The following is a 20,195-nucleotide window of genomic DNA, read 5'->3' on the forward strand; positions in this document are numbered from 1 at the left end:
TGGGCATTGTCCTCCATCTCTAAACGCGGACAACGCCACAAAAAGAAACACCTACCTGCTTGGGAATGTCTTGTCTTGTCTTGTCTCATGTTTTACCCCCTTTAGTGACGTGAGGGGAATCCCCTCCCATAATAAGACAAACTACTTCTCTTTTATTTTAAATTTATTTTGAGTTAAGTCAAGCTTGAGTTAAGCGCTTATTTTTAGCGGTTTTAGCTTATTTCTGATTTGTTTTTAGGAGGATATTTGAGTTATTTTTATTAAATTAACTAAAATCGTTTATTTTGTTTTTTAGAGAAAATAAAAACGTTCAAGATTTCCTTGAACGTTTGAAAAATGATTTTTTATCCCAGCACTGCTTTGATGTCCTCAGTAACTTTTGCGATTTCTTGTCCGCCATCGATTGATTTAACGAGTCCGAGCATTTCGTAATGTCCTAGAATTGGAGCTGATTCTTTGATATTGACATCCAAACGATTTTTTACGGTCTCAGGAACATCATCGGCACGTTGGTAAAGGTCGTGGCTGCCACAGACATCACAAATCCCCTCAACTTTTGTAGGATTAAAGATTTTGTGATAAGTGGCTCCACAATTGCGACAAATGTATCGCCCGCTCAACCGCTCAACCAAGCGACTTGGGTCAACTTCAATATTTACCACTGCATCAAGTGTAATGCCCAGCTCTTCAAGCATCGCATCTAACGCGAGGGCTTGGTCAAATGTACGTGGGTAGCCATCAAGCAAAAAGCCAGAAGCTTTGATATCCTCTTGTGCTAAGCGTTCTTTAACAATCCCGTTTGTTACTTCGTCTGGAACAAGTTCACCTTTATCAATGAAAGATTTAGCAAGTTTTCCCATTTCGGTTTCGTTTTTTATCGCAGCGCGGAACATGTCACCGGTTGAGATGTGGTTCACTCCGTAATTTTTCACGATAAATTCGGCTTGAGTTCCTTTTCCTGCTCCTGGAAGTCCCATGATTAATAAATTCATTTCTATTTCTCCTTATTTTGTCTGAATCACGTGTCAGACTAAAAAGTTTATTTCCCTTCTTATTTTAGCCTATTTTCTACTAAAAATAAAGAAAAATCTTGCCCAAGCAAGATTTTTTAGTTATTCTTCAATTGGATGATCCAAAAATCCAGTATAATTCTTTTTATAGAGGTATCCTTCAAGTTGTTTTACTGCTTGAATCGCTACTTGAATCAAGATCAAAAGAGAGGTTCCTCCAAGAGCGACGATTTTAGGCAAGCCCCAAACATTTTGAGCTGCAATTGGGATGATTGAAATAAACCCAAGGAACAATGCTCCAACTGTGGATAATCGCATCAATAAGCGAGAAATATATTTTTCTGTTCCTTTTCCAGGACGAACAGATGGAATATACGATCCTTGCTTTTGCAAATTTTCTGCCATCTTTTCAGGGTTGACTTGAACAAACGAATAAAAGAACGTAAAGAGAATAATCAATAACGCATAAAATGTCATCCCGGTCCATGTTGTATAAGACAGTGCATTTTGAAGTGTCGCTAACCAGCCGACACTATTATTGTTTGCTCTTTGAAGAAATTGTAAAATCGTGGCAGGTGCGCTTGTGATTGACCCTGCAAAGATGACGGGAATAACACCTGCTGGATTGACCCGCAAGGGAAGATATGAACTTGTTGGTGCGCCTTGGGTCAACTTGGTATATTGAATCGGAACTTTACGCTCTGCTTGTTGGACATAAGTCGTGATATAAATAATAATCAGACTTGCAAGGACCAAACCAATCACAAATACCCATGACATTGGGATTTCTGAAGGACGAACATTTTCAAATTTTTCTGTATAAACAGATTGAATGGCACTTGGGATTCCTGATACGATTCCGGCGAAGATAATGACGGAAACGCCAGAGCCAAATCCTTTTTCGTTGATTTGCTCTCCCATCCATGTCACAATCATCGATCCTGTCGTAAGAATCACGCCGATCATCAGGTACGTTTGTAAGTTCGGGGTCTTAACAATGTTAGCCCCTGTCCCTGCCATCGCTTGAAAACCTGCGGTAATCCCGATAGATTGTGCCATTGCAAGTACTAATGTGATATAGCGTGTCGCTTGGTTGGATTTGCGTCGTCCAACTTCCCCTTGTTTAGACCACTCTACAAATACGGGAAGAATGTCCATTTGTAACAGTTGAACAATGATTGACGCTGTGATATAAGGTGATACTCCCATGGCAAAGAGTGAATAGTTTTGCATGGCATTTCCTGAAACGAGATTCATCATGTTTAGAAATGGTAAATCACTCAAATGATTTAAATTGGTGACATTAATCCCTGGAACGGTGATATGCGCACCTAAACGGAACACAAAAAGAATAAAAATGGTAAACAAAATTCGCGCTCTAACATCTTTAACTTTGAGTGCTTCTATAAGGGTTTTGAAAAACATTTCCCCTCCTTAAGCTTTTTTGGTTTAATTTCTGTCAAATGGAGTAAGAGTTGAACGTATTTTTAGCTTTCAACTCCTTTTCAATTTGACAGAATCTAATAAATATATTTTTAGATTAGTCAAAATGTCAATAAACGGCTGATGAATCAACCGTCAATTGAATTATTCAGCTTTTGCAGCTTCTACAACTTTACCACCTGCAGCTTCGATTGCAGCTTTTGCAGCAGCTGAGACTTTAGCCACGTCAACTGTCAAGTTTTTAGCTGTTAATTCACCATTTGCAAGTACTTTTACGCCATCTTTTACATCTTTGATGATTTTAGCAGCTTTGAGGCTTTCAGCATTCACTGTTGCACCGTCTTCAAGTTTGCTCAAAACATCAAGATTTACAATCGCATATTCTTTGCGGTTGACGTTCAAGAACCCGCGTTTTGGCATGCGACGGAACAATGGTGTTTGTCCACCTTCAAATCCTGGACGGATAGAGCCACCTGAACGTGCTTTTTGTCCTTTTTGTCCACGACCAGCTGTTTTACCATTTCCTGATGATGTTCCGCGTCCAACACGGTTTTTTGAGTGACGACTGCCTTCAGCAGCTTTAAGAGTATGAAGTTCCATTTTTTCTCCTTATTTCGTATCTTGCTAACGCTTATCTCTCAAGTAAGGAACTTAGGAGATGCACTCGCTGATACTCAATATCTATTTTTGCCCAATTTAGGACTTCTACTATTTTACTAAATTTTGCGCTAAAGTACAAGTCATTTCTTTATTTTAACTTTAAAAAGACAATTTTTTGTCATTTTTAAAATTTTTCCCATGGTGCTGCAGCTTTTGTAAAATTAACTTCTGGGCTTGTTTCGGTAGAAATGCCTGCGATGGGTTTAAATACGGTCGATAAAAATCCCCAGAGTGGCATCGGAATCGCTAAATCATCAACATCTGTTGGTGAAACTGTGTATCGAATGGATTTTTCATCCTCTGCGATAACTTTTTGGACCCATTTTGGTTCACGGATGAGCGCTCTTCCTAGTGCGACAAATTCAAATCCGTCTGTCATGACTTGCTGCGCTTCACTTGGTTTTTCAATGCCACCAACAACAATCATTGGAAGTCGCCCTGCTAATCTTTTTTGAATTTTTTTATTGATGGGTTCAGGATCTTCAGGGCTGTTGAGAGAATTTCTATATACATCGCCCATCGAAACGTGAAGATAACTTAGTGGACTTTGAGCTAATTGATCAATAAAAGTGAGTGTCTCTTCGATACGAATGCCTGGATTTTCAACTTCTTCTGGACTGATGCGATAGCCGATGATGAAATCTGATTTTGCATAAGTTTTGGCGATTTTAGAGACTTCTTCAATCACTGCAAGTGGAAACTTCATGCGATTTTTGAGATTTCCTCCCCACTCATCACTTCTTCGATTGGAATGAGGAGAGAAAAATTGCTGAATCAGATACGTATTGGCTCCGTGAATTTCAACTCCGTCAAATCCTGCTAAAATTGCACGACGTGTGGCTTGAGCGAATGCTTGAATTTCTGTAAGGATTTCTTCATTTGATAGTGCTCTTGGGGGTTCAAGTCCTGGACGATCCGCTTTGATGGCCGATGCGCTGACGGGTGTTTTTCCTTTTAATAGTTTTGATGTGGTCATGCGTCCAGCGTCAAAAATTTGTAAAATCGCTTTTGTGCCATTTGTTTTCATGACCTGAGCTAATTTGGACATGCCGATAATCATGTCATCTGATGCGGCACTCGGATTTCCCTCAAATCCTTTTCCTTGTGCGCTAACATTGAAACAGGCCGTAATTTCCATGCCGACACCGCCAGAGCGCGCTGCATAATAATCCAGCTGATCTTTGGTGATCGCCCCATTTTCAAACGCTGACATTTCTGTCATTGGTGCCATAACGATTCGATTTTTTATCAGGGCACCGTTCTTAAATTTAAAGGGGATTAAAAATTGATCTTTCATTATTTTTACCTTTCTGTCAGTACTGACAAATCTATTTTTACTTGATTATACCACTTTCCTTTTATTTTTGAGCAAAAGAAAAACCGCCACAACGGGCGGTTACATTTTTATGCTTCTTCCACTTTAACCAAGTGAGAAATTGAATTTACCATACCACGAACTGCGGCATTGTCAGGTTTAACTACAGATGATCCGAGTTTTCCAAGACCTAATGCAACAACAGTTTTGCGTTGCGCAGGGATACGGCCGATTGGTGAGTTCACAAGTGTAACTTTAATTTGAGCCATGATATCCTCCTTATGCTAATTCGCTAACAGATTTACCGCGAAGTGCAGCAACTTCTTCAGCGCGTTTCAATTGATTCAAACCGTCAACTGTTGCACGAACAACATTGATTGGTGTGTTTGATCCTAAAGATTTAGTGGTCACATCAGCGACACCAGCAAGTTCAAGGACCGCACGAGTCGCACCACCTGCAGCAACTCCAGAACCTTCAGCAGCTGGTTTAAGCAAGATCTTACCACCACCGAATACACCAAGTGCTTCGTGAGGAAGTGTTGTTCCAACGATAGGAACAGTGCTCAAGTTTTTCTTAGCAGCTTCGATTGCTTTACGGATTGCTTCTGGAACTTCTTGGGCTTTCCCTGTACCAAAACCTACACGACCGTTGCGATCTCCAACAACAACAAGTGCTGCAAAACGGAGGCGACGACCACCTTTAACAACTTTAGTAACGCGGTTAATCGCAACAACGCGTTCTTCGAATTCTTTTACTTCTTCGTTTCTAGCCATTTTTATGATTACCCCTTTCCTTAGAATTTCAATCCTGCTTCACGAGCAGCTTCAGCGAGCGCTTGAACGCGTCCGTGATAAAGATAACCACCGCGGTCAAAGACAACAGCTTCAATCCCTTTTGCTTTTGCAGCCTCAGCGATTGCTTTTCCAACTTCTGTGGCTTGTTCTGATTTAGAACCTGTCAATTTAAGTGATGAAGCTGAAGCAAGTGTAACACCTGCTGCATCATCAATGACTTGTGCGTAAATGTTAGTGTTTGAGCGGAAAACGTTCAAACGTGGTGTTTCAGCAGTTCCGCTGATTTTTCCGCGAACGCGTGTGTGGCGTTTTTGGCGGAGTTTGTTTTTATCTGGTTTAGAAATCACAATTCTACCTCTTTTTATATTTGATGATCACTAGTTTTTGCCAGTGATAGTCTTAATCATCTTTTTGTGAAATGACTAAGCGGGAAGTTTTTGTCTGTCTGAGCAGTGTCAGCATCGACAAAATACTGGCAACTTGAACGAAATCAAATCACCAATTACGGATAACCATAAATTGTAAATAGGATTTATCGACGAAAATCCGAACAAGCCACGAACGAAGCCTACTAAAGGAGGTAAGTTTTTGGCTGACAAAGGAGTTCACGAGAAATCTTTTTTGCTAGAGCATTGCTAGGCAACTTTTAAGACAACGTTCGTGCCGTAGCGTACTGATGTACGCAAAGCAAAAACTAACGACGCAAGCCCAACGCAAAAATTATTTACCAGTTTTACCTTCTTTACGACGAACGTACTCACCAACGTAGCGGATCCCTTTACCTTTATAAGGTTCTGGTGAACGACGGCTACGAATGTAAGCAGCCATTTGTCCAACAGCTTCTTTACTGATTCCTTCAACCACGATTGAAGTTGGGGTTGCAACGACGAATTTGATGCCTTCTGGTGCGTCAATATCGTCTGTGTGAGATTTACCAACAGACAATAGAAGTTTTGAACCTTGAAGTTGTGCACGATACCCAACCCCAATCATTTCAAGTGCTTTGCTGAACCCTTCTGAAACCCCAACAACCATGTTGTGGATGAGGGCGCGAGTTGTTCCGTGGAGCATTTTCATTTCTTTAGTGTCGTTAGGACGTTTTACAGTGATTTCGTTTTCAGCGATATCCAGTGTGATGTTTTCGTTGAATGAACGAACGAGTTCACCTTTAGGTCCTTTGACAGTGACAGTTGCACCGTTTACTTCTACAGTAACTCCTGCAGGGATAACGATGACTTTGTTACCAATACGTGACATTTTCTTTTTCCTTTTCCTGTTAAATTATCAAGCCAAAGCTTGTTTTCACGGGTTTTTTAATTAAATTTTTGATTTAATTTTTTTGTCAGTACTGACAAAAAATTGTCAGTACTGACGAACCATCATTGATGTTTTTCTTACCAAACGTAAGCTAAAACTTCTCCACCAACATTCTTTGCACGAGCAACAGAGTCAGTGACAACACCTTCTGATGTTGAAATGATTGCTGTTCCTAAACCGTTCAATACCTTAGGCATTTCTTCAGATTTTACATAAACACGAAGACCTGGTTTTGAAATACGTTTCAAGTTAGTGATTACTTTTTCGCCGTTTTGTCCGTATTTAAGGAAAATGCGGATCACGCCTTGTTTGTTATCTTCAACGTATTCAACGTCTTTCACATAACCTTCAGCTTTAAGAATTTCAGCAATTTGACGTTTGATTTTTGATGCAGGTGCTTCAACAACATCGAATTTACGCATGTTTGCGTTACGAATACGCGTCAAAAGGTCTGCAATTGGGTCAGTCATTACCATTAGTAATTTCTCCTTATTTGTAGTTTGGGCTTGTTCAAATCCCACTTTCAAATTAATGAGGTCTTTCTTCTTTTATCGAAAAAGACCGAACTTATTAAGTATATCAGTTTTCGCTTTGGTTGTCAATAGTTTAATAACAATATTTTCGGGTGTATCCTGTGTGAATCACACCATTCGTTCGTTTTTAATATTACGCCACCTCAGTCCGGCGATCTGGAATAATCCAAATCAAACTGTCTAATAGCGCAGAAATCAGGATCGCTGGTGGAAAGAAAATCGCTCCCACAAATCCTAAGACTTTAATCGCATAATCCAAAAACAGTTTGCGTTTATCCAAAATCACCGTTTTATGCTGCGCTTCAATCAAATTTCTTCGATTAATTTCCACTAAAAGGAGCGTTAAAATGAGTGAAAATGTCACAAAAACAACACCATAAAAAAGCTGTGCAGTCAAACTCCACACGTGATTGCCAACAAACTCCGTCGCATACGGCAAAAGAGAAACCGTAAACAGCATGAGGGCGTTGAGTCCTAATACCACGCGATCAATCTTTTTTACTAGATTAAAAAAATTATGATGCGTGATCCATAAAATTGTCACTTGTAAAAAACTAATCGCGTAAGCCGCAAAATGCGTTCGCAATGCCCAAATGCTTGCCCAATTTGCTGCTTTAGGTTGTGGGAGAGAAAGCACCATAATCGTCACAATAATCGCCAAAACAGCATCATTATAGGCTACAAACCGTTCTTTTTTCATCTTTTTCTTTCTTCTCGCTTTGTCAGTGCTGACAAAACACACTTTTTATGCTAAGGATTAGTATATCACATTTCTGTCAGTACTGACAGAAATAAAATACAAAAAAACTGCTGATAAAAGCAGTTTTTTAAAGCTAAACTGTAATTTCTTACCAAGAAGCTTTTTTAACGCCTGGTAATTGACCTTTCCTTTGTATCACTTGTCCTTCAACTTTTTCATTAAATCTATAATTTTATCCTTCGTCGGCCGTTGATTTTTCTTCAATCTGTTAAAATTATTTTTTCCGTTCTCATTTCCCTTATTCGCTGCCTTTTCATACCAAAATAGGGCAGATTTTTTATCGGGAAGCACGCTGATTCCCGTTTCATAAAAAGTACCCAGATAATTTTGAGCTTTGGCATATCCTTTATTTGCCGCACTTTTCAACCAAAATAAAGCTAAAATATGATCTTTTTTCACACCAATCCCATTCAAGTAATAATAGCCCAAATTATATTGCGCTGCTACCTGACCAGCCTGTGCCGCATTTTTTATCCAAAGTTGTGCGTGAAATAAATCTCCTTGTTCTTCAAAAAGTACTCCCAAATTGATTTGTGCCTCAAGATTATTTTGTCTTGCTGCTCTTTGGTACCATTCTTTAGCTTCTTCCACTTTCTTCATATGAAGATGTAGCAAAGCGCCCAAAGCAAATTGTGCTTTTGGCTCTTCTTTTTCAGCCGCAAAACGTAAATACTTTTCAGCTAATTCAAAGTCTTGGACTACTTCGTTTCCCTCTTTATAATAAATTCCAAGCATATAATGAGCCATAACGTGCCCTACTGACGCTGCTTTCTTAAACCATAAAATAGCCAGATGTCTATTTCGTTTTACCCCGTTTCCATTTGCATACTTTACAGCAACAAAGTACTGACTATCAACATTTCCCAAATATGCCTGTTTCTTATGCGCCCAAAATACTTCTTCCTCATATTTGAAAGGCTCAAAAATAAGGTTGGCTTCTGGATAATAATCCAAGATTTTTACCTCAAGCAAATCCTTTATCACCTGTCGTATCACAGGGCGGACGGTTTTCCGATAATGAATAACAACTTCTGACGCGCTATCTGATACAACAAGAAAACTATAATAATAATTTTCAAGCGTAAAATGATCTCTATTTTTATTAAAAAGAATGCGCAAATTAGTTTTAATTGATTGCATAAATTCCAAGCTTTTCTTTGTCACCATCGTTCATTTCTGCCTTTTTTAGTAAATTATAGCACAAAATTAATCAAAAAGTTACAATAGCAATCCCCTAATCCCTAAACTCCTATAATTTCGATAGAAATTTCGTCAAATTTAACACATTATAAATAGAGTGTTGAAATAAAAAAGATACTGACGAATCGTCAATATCCTCTTTATCCTCTTACCAAGAAGCTTTTTTAACGCCTGGCAATTGACCTTTATAAGCCAAATCACGAAGGCAGATACGGCAAAGTTTAAATTTGCGGTATACTGAATGTGGACGTCCGCAGCGTTCGCAACGAGTATAAGCTTGCGTTGAGAATTTTGCAGGGCGTTGGTTTTTAACAACCATAGATGTTTTAGCCATTGATATATTCTCCCTTTTCTTATTTAGCGAACGGCATGCCGAGTTGTTTGAGCAATTCGTGAGATTCTTCATCTGTATTAGCAGTAGTCACGATAACAATATCCATACCACGTACTTTATCCACATCATCATAAGTGATTTCAGGGAAGATGAGTTGTTCTTTAATCCCAAGTGTGTAGTTACCACGTCCATCGAAAGCTTTGTTTGATACACCATGGAAGTCACGTACACGTGGAAGAGAAACAGTTACAAGTTTGTCCAAAAATTCGTACATGCGTTCGCCACGAAGTGTAACTTTAGCACCGATTGATTGGCCTTCACGAAGACGGAAAGCGGCAACTGATTTTTTAGCTTTTGTGATCAAAGGTTTTTGACCAGAAATAAGTGCTAATTCAGCAACTGCTTTATCAAGGTTTTTAGAGTTGTTAAGCGCATCTCCAACACCCATGTTGATGACAATTTTGTCAACTTGAGGGACTGCCATGATTGAAGAATAATTAAATTTTTCACTCAAAGCTGGTACGATTTCGCTTGTGTATTTTTCTTTTAAACGATTAGTCATTTTCTGTTCTCCCTTCTATTAGTCTAGGACTTCGCCTGATTTTTTGTTGAAACGAACTTTTTTGCCGTCAACTTCTTTGTAACCAACACGTCCAGCAACACCATTCTTGTCAAGCACTTGCACGTTTGAAACGTGAATAGGTGCTTCAATTTCAAGAATTGCGCCATTAGGATTTTCAGCATTTGGTTTTTGGTGTTTTTTCATAATTGCAACACCTTCAACAACAACTTTATTGAATTTTGGCAAAGCTTTGATTACTTTACCTGTCGTTCCGCGGTCTTTACCTGCGATAACTTTAACTGTATCACCAGTTTTTACAAACATTTTACTGTTCCTTTCTTACGTCCATTTGGACACCCTACATCACGTAGGGGACTATTTTTGTCAGTACTGACAGAACTGTATTCTACCACTAAAAACAATTGATTACGATAATTTTGTTTGAAAAATTAAAGCACTTCAGGTGCAAGTGAAACAATCTTCATGTAGCCACCTTCGCGAAGTTCGCGAGCAACTGGGCCAAAGATACGGGTTCCACGTGGCGTTTTATCATCTTTGATAAGTACAGCCGCATTTTCGTCAAACTTGATGTATGAACCATCAGCACGTTTTGCGCCATGTTTTGTACGAACGATAACAGCTTTAACGACGTCACCTTTTTTAACAGCAGCTCCAGGAGCAGCTGATTTAACTGAAGCTACAATGATGTCCCCAATGCCAGCAAACTTACGTGATGATCCGCCAAGAACGCGGATTGTCAAAAGTTCTTTTGCACCAGAGTTATCTGCAACTTTCAAACGAGATTCTGTTTGAATCATGCTATTTTCCTCCTAGTTTTGCTTAGATAATGACAGCTTCTTCAACGATTTCGATCAAACGGAAATGTTTGTCCTTAGATAAAGGACGAGTTTCCATGATGCGAACAATATCACCTGTTTTAGCAGTATTGTTTTCGTCGTGAGCTTTATATTTCTTAGAGTAATTGATACGTTTACCATAGACAGGGTGGTTACGCTTAGTTTCTACGACAACTGTGATCGTTTTGTCCATTTTGTCTGAAACCACGCGGCCTTGATAAACTTTACGTTGATTGCGTTCCATTTATAGTTTCTCCTGACCTATTATTTGTTCAATTCAGCTTGCACCGTTTTTACACGGGCAATAGTTTTCTTCACTTCGTTAAGTTTACCAGTATTTTCAAGTTTACCAGCAGCGGCTTGGAAACGAAGTTCGAACAATTCTTTTCTCAATTCTGCTTCACGAGCTGTCAATTCTTCAGTTGACAATGCGCGCAATTCAGAAAGAAGTGATTTAGTTTCGCTCAATTTCATTACGCTTCACCTCGTTTCACAAATTTAGTCTTAACAGGGAGTTTGTGTGAAGCAAGACGCAACGCTTCGCGTGCCACTTCTTCACTTACACCACCAATTTCAAACATGATTTTACCACGTTTAACTGGGGCAACCCAACCTGCAGGAGCACCTTTACCAGAACCTTGACGTACACCAATACCTTTAGTAGTGTATGACTTGTGTGGGAAGATTTTAATCCAAACTTGACCGTTACGTTTCATGTAACGAGTCATTGCAATACGGGCAGCTTCAATTTGGCGGTTTGTGATCCAGTGAGAAGTTTGAGCTTGAAGCCCAAATTCACCGAATGCTACTTCTTTACCACCTTTAGCTTCGCCACGCATTTTACCGCGGAATTCACGACGGTGTTTTACACGTTTTGGTACTAACATGGATTATTTGTCTCCTTTCACAGATTTTTTAGTTGGGAGAACTTCACCACGATAAATCCAAACTTTAACGCCCAATTTACCATAAGTAGTGTCAGCTTCTTCCCAAGCATAGTCGATATCAGCACGCAAGGTGTGGAGTGGAACTGTTCCTTCAGAATATCCTTCTGCACGGGCAATATCAGCACCATTCAAACGTCCAGATACTTGAGTTTTAATTCCTTTTGCTCCAGCACGCATTGCACGTTGGATGGCTTGTTTTTGAGCACGACGGAAAGCGATACGTGCTTCGAGTTGTTTCGCAATTCCATCACCAACAAGATGAGCGTCCAAATCAGGTTTTTTGATTTCAACGATGTTGATGTGGACTTGTTTACCAGTAAGTTTGTTGAGTTCTGCACGGAGTGCATCAACATTAGCTCCTGATTTACCAATGACCATACCTGGTTTTGCAGTGTGCAAAGTTACAATAACTTTATTTACAGCACGTTCAACTTCGATTGTTGAAACAGAAGCATCTGCAAGTTTAGTATTGATCAGTTTACGAATTGCTAAATCTTCGTGAAGGTAATCCGCATATTCTTTTTCAGCATACCATTTGGCATCCCAATCGCGAATAACGCCAACACGCATACCAATTGGATGAATTTTTTGACCCACGTTTTTACCTCCTTATTCTTTCTCTGCTACTACAACTGTGATGTGTGTAGTGCGTTTGTTAATTGGTGAAGCTGAACCTTTGGCACGTGGACGGAAACGTTTCATCGTAGGTCCTTCGTTTGCAAAGGTTTCGCTAACTACCAAATTAGCTTTTTCGAGACCAAAGTTGTTTTCTGCATTAGCGATTGCACTGTTAAGTACTTTTTCAACTTCTGCAGCCCCTTTAGTCGGTGTAAATTTCAAAATTGCGATTGCGTCTGCAACGCGTTTTCCACGAACCAAGTCAAGAACAAGACGAGTTTTGCGAGGAGAAACGCGAACTGTTTTTGCAGTTGCTTTAGCTGAAGTGATTTCTGCCATTATTTTTCTCCTTATTTAGTCTTGCGATCGTCACCTGAGTGACCGCGGAATGTACGTGTTGGTGCAAATTCACCCAATTTGTGTCCAACCATATCTTCTTGAACATAAACAGGCACGTGTTTGCGACCATCGTAAACAGCAATAGTAAGTCCTACGAAATCAGGGTAGATTGTAGAACGGCGTGACCAAGTCTTGATCACTGATTTTCTTTCGGCTTTAGCTTGAGCTTCGACTTTTTTCATCAAATGCTCATCAGCGAAAGGTCCTTTTTTAAGACTACGACTCATTGTATGAGTTTCTCCTTTAAAGTTTTAGTCGAGTTGAAAGTTTCAACAGTAAGAAAATTAGAGAAAACACAAGACCAGTGCAAGCACTGCACCTTATTTTCTAAAATTCTGTGTAATGAAGTGTCACTTTCACACCCTGAATTACCACTACCGCTACTTTGGCGGAGCTGGCGGATTAATGTAGATGTCTGCTCGACATCTTGTTAAGCCTCGTAATGATTACCAGGTTTAACAAGACGCCGAGAGGCGTTTGTTGTTTGATTTTTAAGCTTAAAAAGCGAATTATTTGCCGTTGATGCGTTTGACGATAAGTTTGCTTGATTTTGCTTTTTTGTTGCGTGTCTTGAGACCAAGAGCTGGTTTGCCCCATGGTGTCATTGGAGACTTGCGACCAACTGGTTGTTTTCCTTCACCACCACCGTGTGGGTGATCATTAGGGTTCATGACAGAACCACGAACAGTCGGACGAATTCCAAGGTAACGTGTACGTCCAGCTTTACCAAGGTTGATCAAGTTTTGTTGTTCATTTCCAACAACCCCAACTGTCGCACGGCAAGTAGAAAGGATCATACGGATTTCGCCTGATTGAAGACGAACAAGCGTGTATTTTCCTTCTGTCCCAAGAATTTGAGCTGAACTTCCAGCTGCACGAACAAGTTGTCCGCCATGTCCAGGTTTCAACTCAATATTGTGAATCAATGTTCCGACAGGAATGTTTGCAAGTGGAAGCGCGTTACCAATTTTGATATCGGCTTGAGGTCCAGAAACAACTTTCATTCCAACTTCGAGGCCTTTAGGAGCCAAGATGTAAGCTTTGATCCCATTTTCATATACGATCAAAGCGATATTTGCAGTACGATTTGGATCATATTCGATTGTTGCTACTTTTGCAACAACATCATCTGTCGTACGTTTGAAGTCAATCAAACGATATTTTTTCTTGTGTCCACCGCCTTGGTGACGAACAGTGATACGACCAGTGTTATTACGACCAGCCTTGCTGTTCATACTTACAAGCAAGCTCTTTTCAGGAGTGCTGGTAGTAATTTCAGCAAAATCGCTTGATGTCATATTACGACGACCATTTGTGGTTGGTTTATAAACTTTAATTCCCACGATTTATTCTCCTTTCTTATTCAGCGTCTTCGCCAAAAATGTCGATGCTCTTAGAGTCAGCAGTAAGTGTTACGATTGCTTTTTTGTAACCAGATTTTTTCCCTGTGTAACGACCAACGCGTTTTGCTTTAGGCTTAACGTTTGTTGTATTAACAGAGGCTACTTTTACTCCTTCAAACGAAGCTTCAATTGCTTGCTTGATCAGGAATTTGTGAGCACCAGCAGCAACTTCAAAAGTATATTTCTTTTGATCCATTGCTTGCATAGAAGCTTCAGTAATAATTGGTTTACGGATTACATCATAAAGTGACATTATGCAAGAACCTCCTCAAATTGTGAAAGTGCTGATGCAACAACAAGAAGTTTGTCAGCTGATACGATATCAAGAACGCTTGTAGTCGCAGCCGTTGCAACTTTAACGTTAGCAAGGTTACGAGCAGAAATCGCTGCAAATTCATTTCCTTCATTAGGAAGAACAACAAGGACTTTGCGTTCAAGAGAAAGTGCTTCAAGAACTTTAGCAAAAGCACTCGTTTTTGGAGCATCAAAGTTAAGTGCGTCAACTGCAACTAATTTGTTTTCTGCAACTTTAGCAGAAAGTACTGATTTCAATGCTAAACGACGCACTTTTTGTGGAAGTTTATATGAATAATCAGAAGGTGTTGGACCGAATACGGTACCCCCACCGCGCCATTGTGGAGCACGTGTTGACCCTTGACGGGCACGACCCGTTCCTTTTTGACGGAAAGGTTTCTTACCACCGCCGCGAACTGCAGAGCGGTTTTTGTGCATGTGTGTGCCTTGACGAAGGCTTGCACGTTGTGAAAGCACAACATCGAAAACAACTGCTTCATTGGGTTCAATCCCAAATACTGCGTCGTTCAATTCTACTTCACCAGCTGCAGCGCCAGTTTGTGTGAATAATGATACTTTAGCCATTATAGATTATTTCTCTCCTTTCCCGCTTATTTAGATTTAATTGCTGATTTAACAACAATCAATGATTTTTTAGCTCCTGGAACATTTCCTTTAACAAGGATAACGTTTTGTTCAGAAAGCACTTGTGCGATTACTAAGTTTTGAACTGTAACACGTTGGTTACCAGCACGACCTGAAAGGCGTTTTCCTTTAGGTACGCGGTTAGCCGCAACAGGTCCCATTGAACCTGGACGACGATGGTAACGAGAACCGTGAGCCATAGGTCCACGTGATTGTCCCCAACGTTTGATAACGCCTGTGAAACCTTTACCTTTAGAAGTTCCAGTAACATCAACGACATCTCCAGCGGCGAATGTATCAACTGTGATTTCTGCTCCTACTTCAGCGCCTTCAAGTCCTTTAAATTCACGAACGAAGCGCTTAGGAGTCGTATTTGCTTTTGCAGCATGACCTTTGGCGGGTTTGTTAGTCAAAACTTCACGAAGTGTATCGAAACCAACTTGAGTTGCTTCATAGCCATCTGTTTCAACAGTTTTAACTTGAAGTACTGTGTTAGGAGTCGCTTCGATCACTGTTACGGGGATTAGCTCTCCGTTTTCAGTGAAGATTTGAGTCATTCCCACTTTTTTCCCTAAGATTCCTTTTGACATGAGAATTACCTTTCTTAATTAGAGTTTGATTTCGATATTAACACCACTTGGAAGATCAAGTTTCATCAATGAATCAACCGTTTTTTGAGTTGGTTCAATAATATCGATCAAACGTTTGTGTGTCCGAATTTCGAATTGTTCGCGGCTGTCTTTGTATTTGTGCGTTGCACGAATAACGGTATAAACAGAGCGGTCTGTTGGAAGTGGAATTGGTCCACTTACTTCTGCATTTGTACGTTTGGCTGTTTCAACGATCTTTTCAGCTGCTGCATCAAGGATACGGTGTTCATAAGCTTTCAAACGAATGCGAATTTTTTTAGTTGCCATTTTTTCTCCTTCGTCTATTGTTTAATAATAGGCTAGCTCCGCGAGAAAACCGACACGTTGGTATGGCAATACCTTCGGGTGTGTCGCAACCTCTCGCCTCATCGCTACATACTGTTTTTAACAGCACCTTTCAATTCTAACAGAATATCATAGCTCTGTCAAGGACTTGCGTTTCTTTTTCTCGATTTTTTATCGATTATTTCTTGTAAAAGAGCGTGAGAAATTAAAAAAACATTTTTTTACTATTTATTCTTGAAATTTTTCAAAAAAAAGAATATAATAAATTCATTACACATTAAATGAAAACGTTTTAATTTTTACAAATCATAAATTGGGGAAATTTAATGGATAATAACTTTGTGCTTCGGCCGCATGGTGATAAACCTTATCACACTGGCGTCGCCGTACCTATCTTCTCATTGAGAACTGAAACCGATTTTGGTATTGGTCAGTTTTCAGACTTAAAAATCCTTGCCAAATTCGCAAATCAATCTGGCATGGATATCATTCAACTGCTACCTGTCAATGATACGACTATCTTTTTAAACTGGAAAGATTCGTCACCCTACCGTGCGGTGTCTGTTTTTGCATTGCATCCGATTTATCTTGACCTAAGTCCTTTTATTGGCAAACTCACTGGCGCTGAGCAAAAAAGTTTTGCTGCTGAAAAAGAAAGTCTCAATGCTTTATCTCAAATTGATTATGAAAAAACATTGGCTCTCAAATGGAACTATGCTGCTGCGATTTATAAAAAAATCGGAAAAACAACATTAGATACAGCTGATTTCAAAACCTTTTTTGAGAAAAATCAAGGATGGCTTAAAGCTTATGCTGCTTTTTGCGTACTCCGTGATAAATTTGTCAGTGCTGACAGCTCACTTTGGGGCAAGAATTTTGCTCAATATTCAGAAAAAGTTTGGTCAGTACTGACAAAAGATGATAAAACCGCTGAAAAACTCAACTTACAGATCTTTGTTCAATATTTACTTCATCTTCAACTTAAAGATGCTGTCGAGTATTGTCACTCTCTTGGTGTTGCTGTTAAAGGTGATATTTCTGTCGGGGTTGATCGTAAATCGTCAGACGCTTGGGCCAATCCTGATATTTTCAATATGGACATGCAAGCTGGAGCTCCACCGGATTCATTTTCAGTCGTGGGACAAAACTGGGAATTTCCAACTTACAACTGGGATAAAATGGCAGAAACTGGATATGAGTGGTGGACACACCGGATGACCAGCATGGCGGAATATTTTGACGCATACCGCCTAGATCATATCTTAGGTTTTTTCCGCATCTGGGAAATTCCATCTACTGCTGTTCGCGGATTATTAGGTCATTTTTCTCCTGCACTGGCAATGCCCGATTGGGAAATTGAAAACTATGGCATTCCTTTTCGTTGGTGGGGAATTGATCGTTTTGTTGAGCCATTTATCAAAGACTGGGTCATTGATGAGATTTTTGGACGAGATAATCGAGATTACATCATCACTACATTTCTGGACTACACAGGAAATGGCAACTATCGTTTAAAAGAATTTATCAATACACAACGTAAAGTTGAAAATTTAGCCACTCAAAATGTACCGGATTGGCAAATTGATGGCCTCTATCGTTTGCACGAAAATGTTCTTTTTGTGAGAGATCATCAAAACCAATATATGTATCACCCACGCATCAAAATGACTGAAACATCTTCATTTCGTGAGCTTGGAGATGAGTTCAAACATCATCTTGAACGTCTTTATAACGATTACTTTTATGGAAGAAACTATGGCTTTTGGGAAGAGCAGGCTTACAAAAAACTCCCTGCTATCAAAAAAGCAACCACGATGTTAGCTTGTGGTGAAGATCTCGGCATGGTTCCTGAGAATGTGCCAAATGTCATGTGGAATCTCCAAATTCTGCGCTTGATTATTGAGCGGATGCCTGCTGACGGAGATTTTGTTAGTGACTTGGTTTACACACCTTACCTGTCAGTAGTGACAACTTCCTCACATGATACCACACCTCTAAGAATGTGGTGGGAAGAAGACCGGGCTTTCACGCAACGCTACTATAATCATGTCATGCACTGGATTGGAGACGCTCCTCAATTTGCCGAACCTGAAATCGTTCAAGAAATTGTCAGACGCAACCTCAATACAAAAGCCATGCTTGCCATCATTCCAATCCAAGACTGGTTGGATATGACACGGGAGATGCGAATTGAAAATCCAGCCGACGAACGCATCAATAATCCAGAACACACTTACCATTATTGGCGGTATCGTTTGCCACATCATTTGGAAGACCTCTCAGCCAATGAAGGTTTGACCAATTTTTATCGTGACTTCATTATGAATACGCGACGTTCTAGTCTCACAGAAGAATGAAATAAAAAAACGGAAAGTCATTTTCCGTTTTTTTGATGTCGAATGTTAAAATTTCAATACATTTTTTGATATAATTAAATTATCAATTATTTGGAGGAATCTATGATTAAAGAATTCAAAGAGTTTATCTTGCGTGGAAATGTACTTGATCTCGCCATTGGGGTCATTATTGGTACTGCTTTTACTGGCCTTGTCACCTCATTAGTCAACAACATTTTCAATCCTTTTATTGGAATGTTTACGCGTTCAGGAGCCTTAGCACATTTACAGTTTAGCATTGGAAAAACAAAGTTCACTTATGGTGCCTTTTTAAATGATATTATTAATTTCATCATTGTCGCTTTTGTTCTTTTCTTAATTATCAAAACGATCAATAAACTTTTCCCAGCAAAACCAAAAGAAATCGAAATCGAAAAAATGAACGAAGAATTAGAAACACTTCGTGAAATAAGAGACTTGCTCAAAGCAAACGAGAAATAAAAAATTCATCACTTCACCATAAACTTCTATTATAGAAGATGCGCTTTGGTGTTTTGATGAATTTTTTTAAATCTCAATTTTAAAAAGAGATAACGAAATAAATTATCCAACATTACTCCACACCAGACCCCCTCAAGACCTAGTCCTAAATAATGCCCAAAAAGAAATCCCATGCCAGCTCTTACAACAACCATACCAAAAGTCGTCGCATAAAATGGAAGTTTTGCATTTCCAATCCCTTGAAAAGCAGCTGTATAAATATTTGCTCCTGCAACAAACCAAACGGATAAAAATGAAAATAAAATGACAATCATACTACTTTTAACCGCAACCATATCTTGCGTAAAAGCTCTGCTCAAAGGGAAACTGAGCAATAAAATCCCTCCTCCAATAAGGCCCATCATTGCAATTGAAAGCAAGCATGTTTTTTTTATGTAGAGATGAATATGATCAAAATTACCTTGTCCAAATTCCTGCGCCACCAAAATTACTGTGACAGTTGCAATGCCAAACATTGGCATGTAGTTAAATTGAGTGATGCTCTCTCCAATTGCATTACCGGCGAAAACTTTTTCTCCAAAGCTAATGACAATCACCATAATTAATAAATCTCCCAATCGCATCGCTAAACGCTCTCCAACCGCTGGAAAAGTAAGTTTTATCAATTCTAAATTAATTTTTTGTTTGAAAAAATGGCGATTGGCTCGAGCTGATTTTGTCTTTTTATAAAGAAATAAAGTTCCTAATAAGCGGGCTAGAAAAGTCCCTAATGCAGCTCCAAGCACTCCTAAATGTAACCCAAAAATGAAAAATGCTGCTAAGAACAAATTAAAAATATTAATCCACAAACTTACAAACATCGGCGTTTTAGAATCTCCATCCGCGCGTAGAAAACTCCCAAACGTTGTCATTAATCCCAAAAGAACAATTGTCCCACCGACAAGAGCAAGATAGTCATAAGAAAGTGTCAACACACTTCCTCGTCCCCCAAAGAAAGCCAATATTACTCTTCCAAATAAAATCGAAAAAAGTCCTAATCCTCCCCCGCAAAGTACAGTCAACTTCACTGCAGAGTTAATCAATTCTTGACGTTGTGTACTATTTTTTTCACTTTTTTTTCTTGCATACAAACTCGCAACAATCGTTCCTATGGCAATAAATAGTGCTTGATATACTGCGATAATCGTATTAGCTAATGAAACAGAAGCTACTGCTGAAAGTCCTATTCGAGTGACTAAAAAAGTATCACTTAACCCAACACACATTTGCAAAAAATTTTCAACGATGGCTGGAAATGCAAATTTCATAATTTCTTTTGTAGATTTCACAGA

The 20,195-nt window shown here is 39.3% G+C and carries 29 protein-coding genes; 2 read left to right on the plus strand and 27 right to left on the minus strand.

The features are described from left to right. Window positions 1–344: 344 nt before the first annotated feature. From GHI93_RS10675 to rpsJ, 26 genes are all read right to left on the minus strand, one after another. Window positions 345–992 carry an adenylate kinase gene (locus tag GHI93_RS10675; RefSeq protein ID WP_153497017.1) on the minus strand — a complete coding sequence of 216 codons (648 nt, stop codon included), beginning with the start codon at window positions 990–992 and terminating at the stop codon, window positions 345–347. 120 nt (window positions 993–1,112) lie between these two features. After that, window positions 1,113–2,435, minus strand: coding sequence for a preprotein translocase subunit SecY (gene secY / locus GHI93_RS10680; protein ID WP_153497018.1), 1,323 nt, complete (start codon window positions 2,433–2,435; stop codon window positions 1,113–1,115). A gap of 162 nt (window positions 2,436–2,597) precedes the next feature. Beyond that, the gene (rplO, locus tag GHI93_RS10685; RefSeq protein ID WP_153497019.1) at window positions 2,598–3,053 is read right to left on the minus strand and encodes a 50S ribosomal protein L15; all 456 of its coding nucleotides are present in this window, start codon (window positions 3,051–3,053) and stop codon (window positions 2,598–2,600) included. Window positions 3,054–3,237: 184 nt separating this feature from the next. Then, complete coding sequence (locus tag GHI93_RS10690; protein WP_343030369.1) at window positions 3,238–4,413, minus strand: NADH-dependent flavin oxidoreductase; 1,176 nt, start codon at window positions 4,411–4,413, stop codon at window positions 3,238–3,240. 104 nt (window positions 4,414–4,517) lie between these two features. After that, the gene (gene rpmD, locus GHI93_RS10695; RefSeq protein ID WP_153497021.1) at window positions 4,518–4,697 is read right to left on the minus strand and encodes a 50S ribosomal protein L30; all 180 of its coding nucleotides are present in this window, start codon (window positions 4,695–4,697) and stop codon (window positions 4,518–4,520) included. Window positions 4,698–4,707: 10 nt separating this feature from the next. After that, on the minus strand, window positions 4,708–5,202 hold the full coding sequence (gene rpsE / locus GHI93_RS10700; RefSeq protein ID WP_153497022.1) for a 30S ribosomal protein S5: 495 nt from the start codon (window positions 5,200–5,202) through the stop codon (window positions 4,708–4,710). A gap of 20 nt (window positions 5,203–5,222) precedes the next feature. Continuing rightward, window positions 5,223–5,570 (minus strand): 50S ribosomal protein L18, encoded by a 348-nt coding sequence (gene rplR, locus GHI93_RS10705; RefSeq protein ID WP_343030364.1) that lies wholly within the window; start codon window positions 5,568–5,570, stop codon window positions 5,223–5,225. Between the two features lie 373 nt (window positions 5,571–5,943). Further along, window positions 5,944–6,480: a 50S ribosomal protein L6 gene (rplF, locus tag GHI93_RS10710; RefSeq protein ID WP_153497023.1), complete on the minus strand. Its 537-nt coding sequence runs from the start codon at window positions 6,478–6,480 to the stop codon at window positions 5,944–5,946. Between the two features lie 137 nt (window positions 6,481–6,617). Next, the gene (gene rpsH / locus GHI93_RS10715; RefSeq protein WP_153497024.1) at window positions 6,618–7,016 is read right to left on the minus strand and encodes a 30S ribosomal protein S8; all 399 of its coding nucleotides are present in this window, start codon (window positions 7,014–7,016) and stop codon (window positions 6,618–6,620) included. Window positions 7,017–7,206: 190 nt separating this feature from the next. Next, on the minus strand, window positions 7,207–7,773 hold the full coding sequence (locus GHI93_RS10720; RefSeq protein ID WP_153497025.1) for a TMEM175 family protein: 567 nt from the start codon (window positions 7,771–7,773) through the stop codon (window positions 7,207–7,209). Window positions 7,774–7,968: 195 nt separating this feature from the next. Continuing rightward, the gene (locus GHI93_RS10725; protein ID WP_170272438.1) at window positions 7,969–8,973 is read right to left on the minus strand and encodes a tetratricopeptide repeat protein; all 1,005 of its coding nucleotides are present in this window, start codon (window positions 8,971–8,973) and stop codon (window positions 7,969–7,971) included. Between the two features lie 208 nt (window positions 8,974–9,181). Further along, complete coding sequence (locus tag GHI93_RS10730; protein ID WP_096817410.1) at window positions 9,182–9,367, minus strand: type Z 30S ribosomal protein S14; 186 nt, start codon at window positions 9,365–9,367, stop codon at window positions 9,182–9,184. A gap of 19 nt (window positions 9,368–9,386) precedes the next feature. Beyond that, window positions 9,387–9,929: a 50S ribosomal protein L5 gene (gene rplE, locus GHI93_RS10735; protein ID WP_153497027.1), complete on the minus strand. Its 543-nt coding sequence runs from the start codon at window positions 9,927–9,929 to the stop codon at window positions 9,387–9,389. 18 nt (window positions 9,930–9,947) lie between these two features. Beyond that, the gene (rplX, locus tag GHI93_RS10740) at window positions 9,948–10,253 is read right to left on the minus strand and encodes a 50S ribosomal protein L24 (RefSeq protein WP_054639156.1); all 306 of its coding nucleotides are present in this window, start codon (window positions 10,251–10,253) and stop codon (window positions 9,948–9,950) included. Between the two features lie 125 nt (window positions 10,254–10,378). Continuing rightward, window positions 10,379–10,747, minus strand: a complete 369-nt coding sequence (rplN, locus tag GHI93_RS10745; RefSeq protein ID WP_153497028.1) for a 50S ribosomal protein L14 — start codon at window positions 10,745–10,747, stop codon at window positions 10,379–10,381. Window positions 10,748–10,769: 22 nt separating this feature from the next. Beyond that, window positions 10,770–11,030 (minus strand): 30S ribosomal protein S17, encoded by a 261-nt coding sequence (gene rpsQ / locus GHI93_RS10750; RefSeq protein ID WP_153497029.1) that lies wholly within the window; start codon window positions 11,028–11,030, stop codon window positions 10,770–10,772. Between the two features lie 20 nt (window positions 11,031–11,050). Next, window positions 11,051–11,260 carry a 50S ribosomal protein L29 gene (gene rpmC / locus GHI93_RS10755; RefSeq protein ID WP_153497030.1) on the minus strand — a complete coding sequence of 70 codons (210 nt, stop codon included), beginning with the start codon at window positions 11,258–11,260 and terminating at the stop codon, window positions 11,051–11,053. Then, the gene (rplP, locus tag GHI93_RS10760) at window positions 11,260–11,673 is read right to left on the minus strand and encodes a 50S ribosomal protein L16 (RefSeq protein WP_153497031.1); all 414 of its coding nucleotides are present in this window, start codon (window positions 11,671–11,673) and stop codon (window positions 11,260–11,262) included. Before rplP ends, rpmC begins: the two co-directional genes overlap by 1 nt. A gap of 3 nt (window positions 11,674–11,676) precedes the next feature. Further along, entirely contained in the window at window positions 11,677–12,330 is a 654-nt protein-coding gene (gene rpsC, locus GHI93_RS10765; RefSeq protein ID WP_343030365.1) for a 30S ribosomal protein S3, read from the minus strand. A 12-nt stretch (window positions 12,331–12,342) separates the two neighbouring features. Continuing rightward, window positions 12,343–12,690: a 50S ribosomal protein L22 gene (gene rplV, locus GHI93_RS10770; protein WP_153497032.1), complete on the minus strand. Its 348-nt coding sequence runs from the start codon at window positions 12,688–12,690 to the stop codon at window positions 12,343–12,345. Window positions 12,691–12,701: 11 nt separating this feature from the next. Then, the gene (gene rpsS, locus GHI93_RS10775; protein ID WP_153497033.1) at window positions 12,702–12,977 is read right to left on the minus strand and encodes a 30S ribosomal protein S19; all 276 of its coding nucleotides are present in this window, start codon (window positions 12,975–12,977) and stop codon (window positions 12,702–12,704) included. A 282-nt stretch (window positions 12,978–13,259) separates the two neighbouring features. Continuing rightward, window positions 13,260–14,093, minus strand: a complete 834-nt coding sequence (gene rplB / locus GHI93_RS10780) for a 50S ribosomal protein L2 (protein ID WP_343030366.1) — start codon at window positions 14,091–14,093, stop codon at window positions 13,260–13,262. A 16-nt stretch (window positions 14,094–14,109) separates the two neighbouring features. Continuing rightward, complete coding sequence (locus GHI93_RS10785) at window positions 14,110–14,406, minus strand: 50S ribosomal protein L23 (protein ID WP_153497034.1); 297 nt, start codon at window positions 14,404–14,406, stop codon at window positions 14,110–14,112. Then, entirely contained in the window at window positions 14,406–15,032 is a 627-nt protein-coding gene (gene rplD, locus GHI93_RS10790; RefSeq protein ID WP_153497035.1) for a 50S ribosomal protein L4, read from the minus strand. Before rplD ends, GHI93_RS10785 begins: the two co-directional genes overlap by 1 nt. A 26-nt stretch (window positions 15,033–15,058) precedes the next feature. Next, window positions 15,059–15,682 (minus strand): 50S ribosomal protein L3, encoded by a 624-nt coding sequence (gene rplC, locus GHI93_RS10795; RefSeq protein WP_153497036.1) that lies wholly within the window; start codon window positions 15,680–15,682, stop codon window positions 15,059–15,061. 18 nt (window positions 15,683–15,700) lie between these two features. Continuing rightward, on the minus strand, window positions 15,701–16,009 hold the full coding sequence (gene rpsJ / locus GHI93_RS10800) for a 30S ribosomal protein S10 (protein WP_153497037.1): 309 nt from the start codon (window positions 16,007–16,009) through the stop codon (window positions 15,701–15,703). Between the two features lie 344 nt (window positions 16,010–16,353). Here rpsJ and GHI93_RS10805 point away from each other — a divergent pair, with 344 nt between their 5' ends. Together GHI93_RS10805 and mscL are read left to right on the plus strand one after the other, a co-directional pair. Beyond that, window positions 16,354–18,384: a 4-alpha-glucanotransferase gene (locus GHI93_RS10805; RefSeq protein ID WP_153497038.1), complete on the plus strand. Its 2,031-nt coding sequence runs from the start codon at window positions 16,354–16,356 to the stop codon at window positions 18,382–18,384. A 102-nt stretch (window positions 18,385–18,486) separates the two neighbouring features. After that, window positions 18,487–18,864, plus strand: a complete 378-nt coding sequence (gene mscL, locus GHI93_RS10810; protein ID WP_153497039.1) for a large-conductance mechanosensitive channel protein MscL — start codon at window positions 18,487–18,489, stop codon at window positions 18,862–18,864. Between the two features lie 29 nt (window positions 18,865–18,893). Here mscL and GHI93_RS10815 read toward each other — a convergent pair whose 3' ends face one another. After that, window positions 18,894–20,192 (minus strand): MATE family efflux transporter, encoded by a 1,299-nt coding sequence (locus tag GHI93_RS10815; protein ID WP_343030367.1) that lies wholly within the window; start codon window positions 20,190–20,192, stop codon window positions 18,894–18,896. Between the last annotated feature and the right edge of the window lie 3 nt (window positions 20,193–20,195).

This window comes from Lactococcus hircilactis (assembly GCF_009601015.1).
In the GTDB taxonomy this organism is placed as follows: domain Bacteria; phylum Bacillota; class Bacilli; order Lactobacillales; family Streptococcaceae; genus Lactococcus; species Lactococcus hircilactis.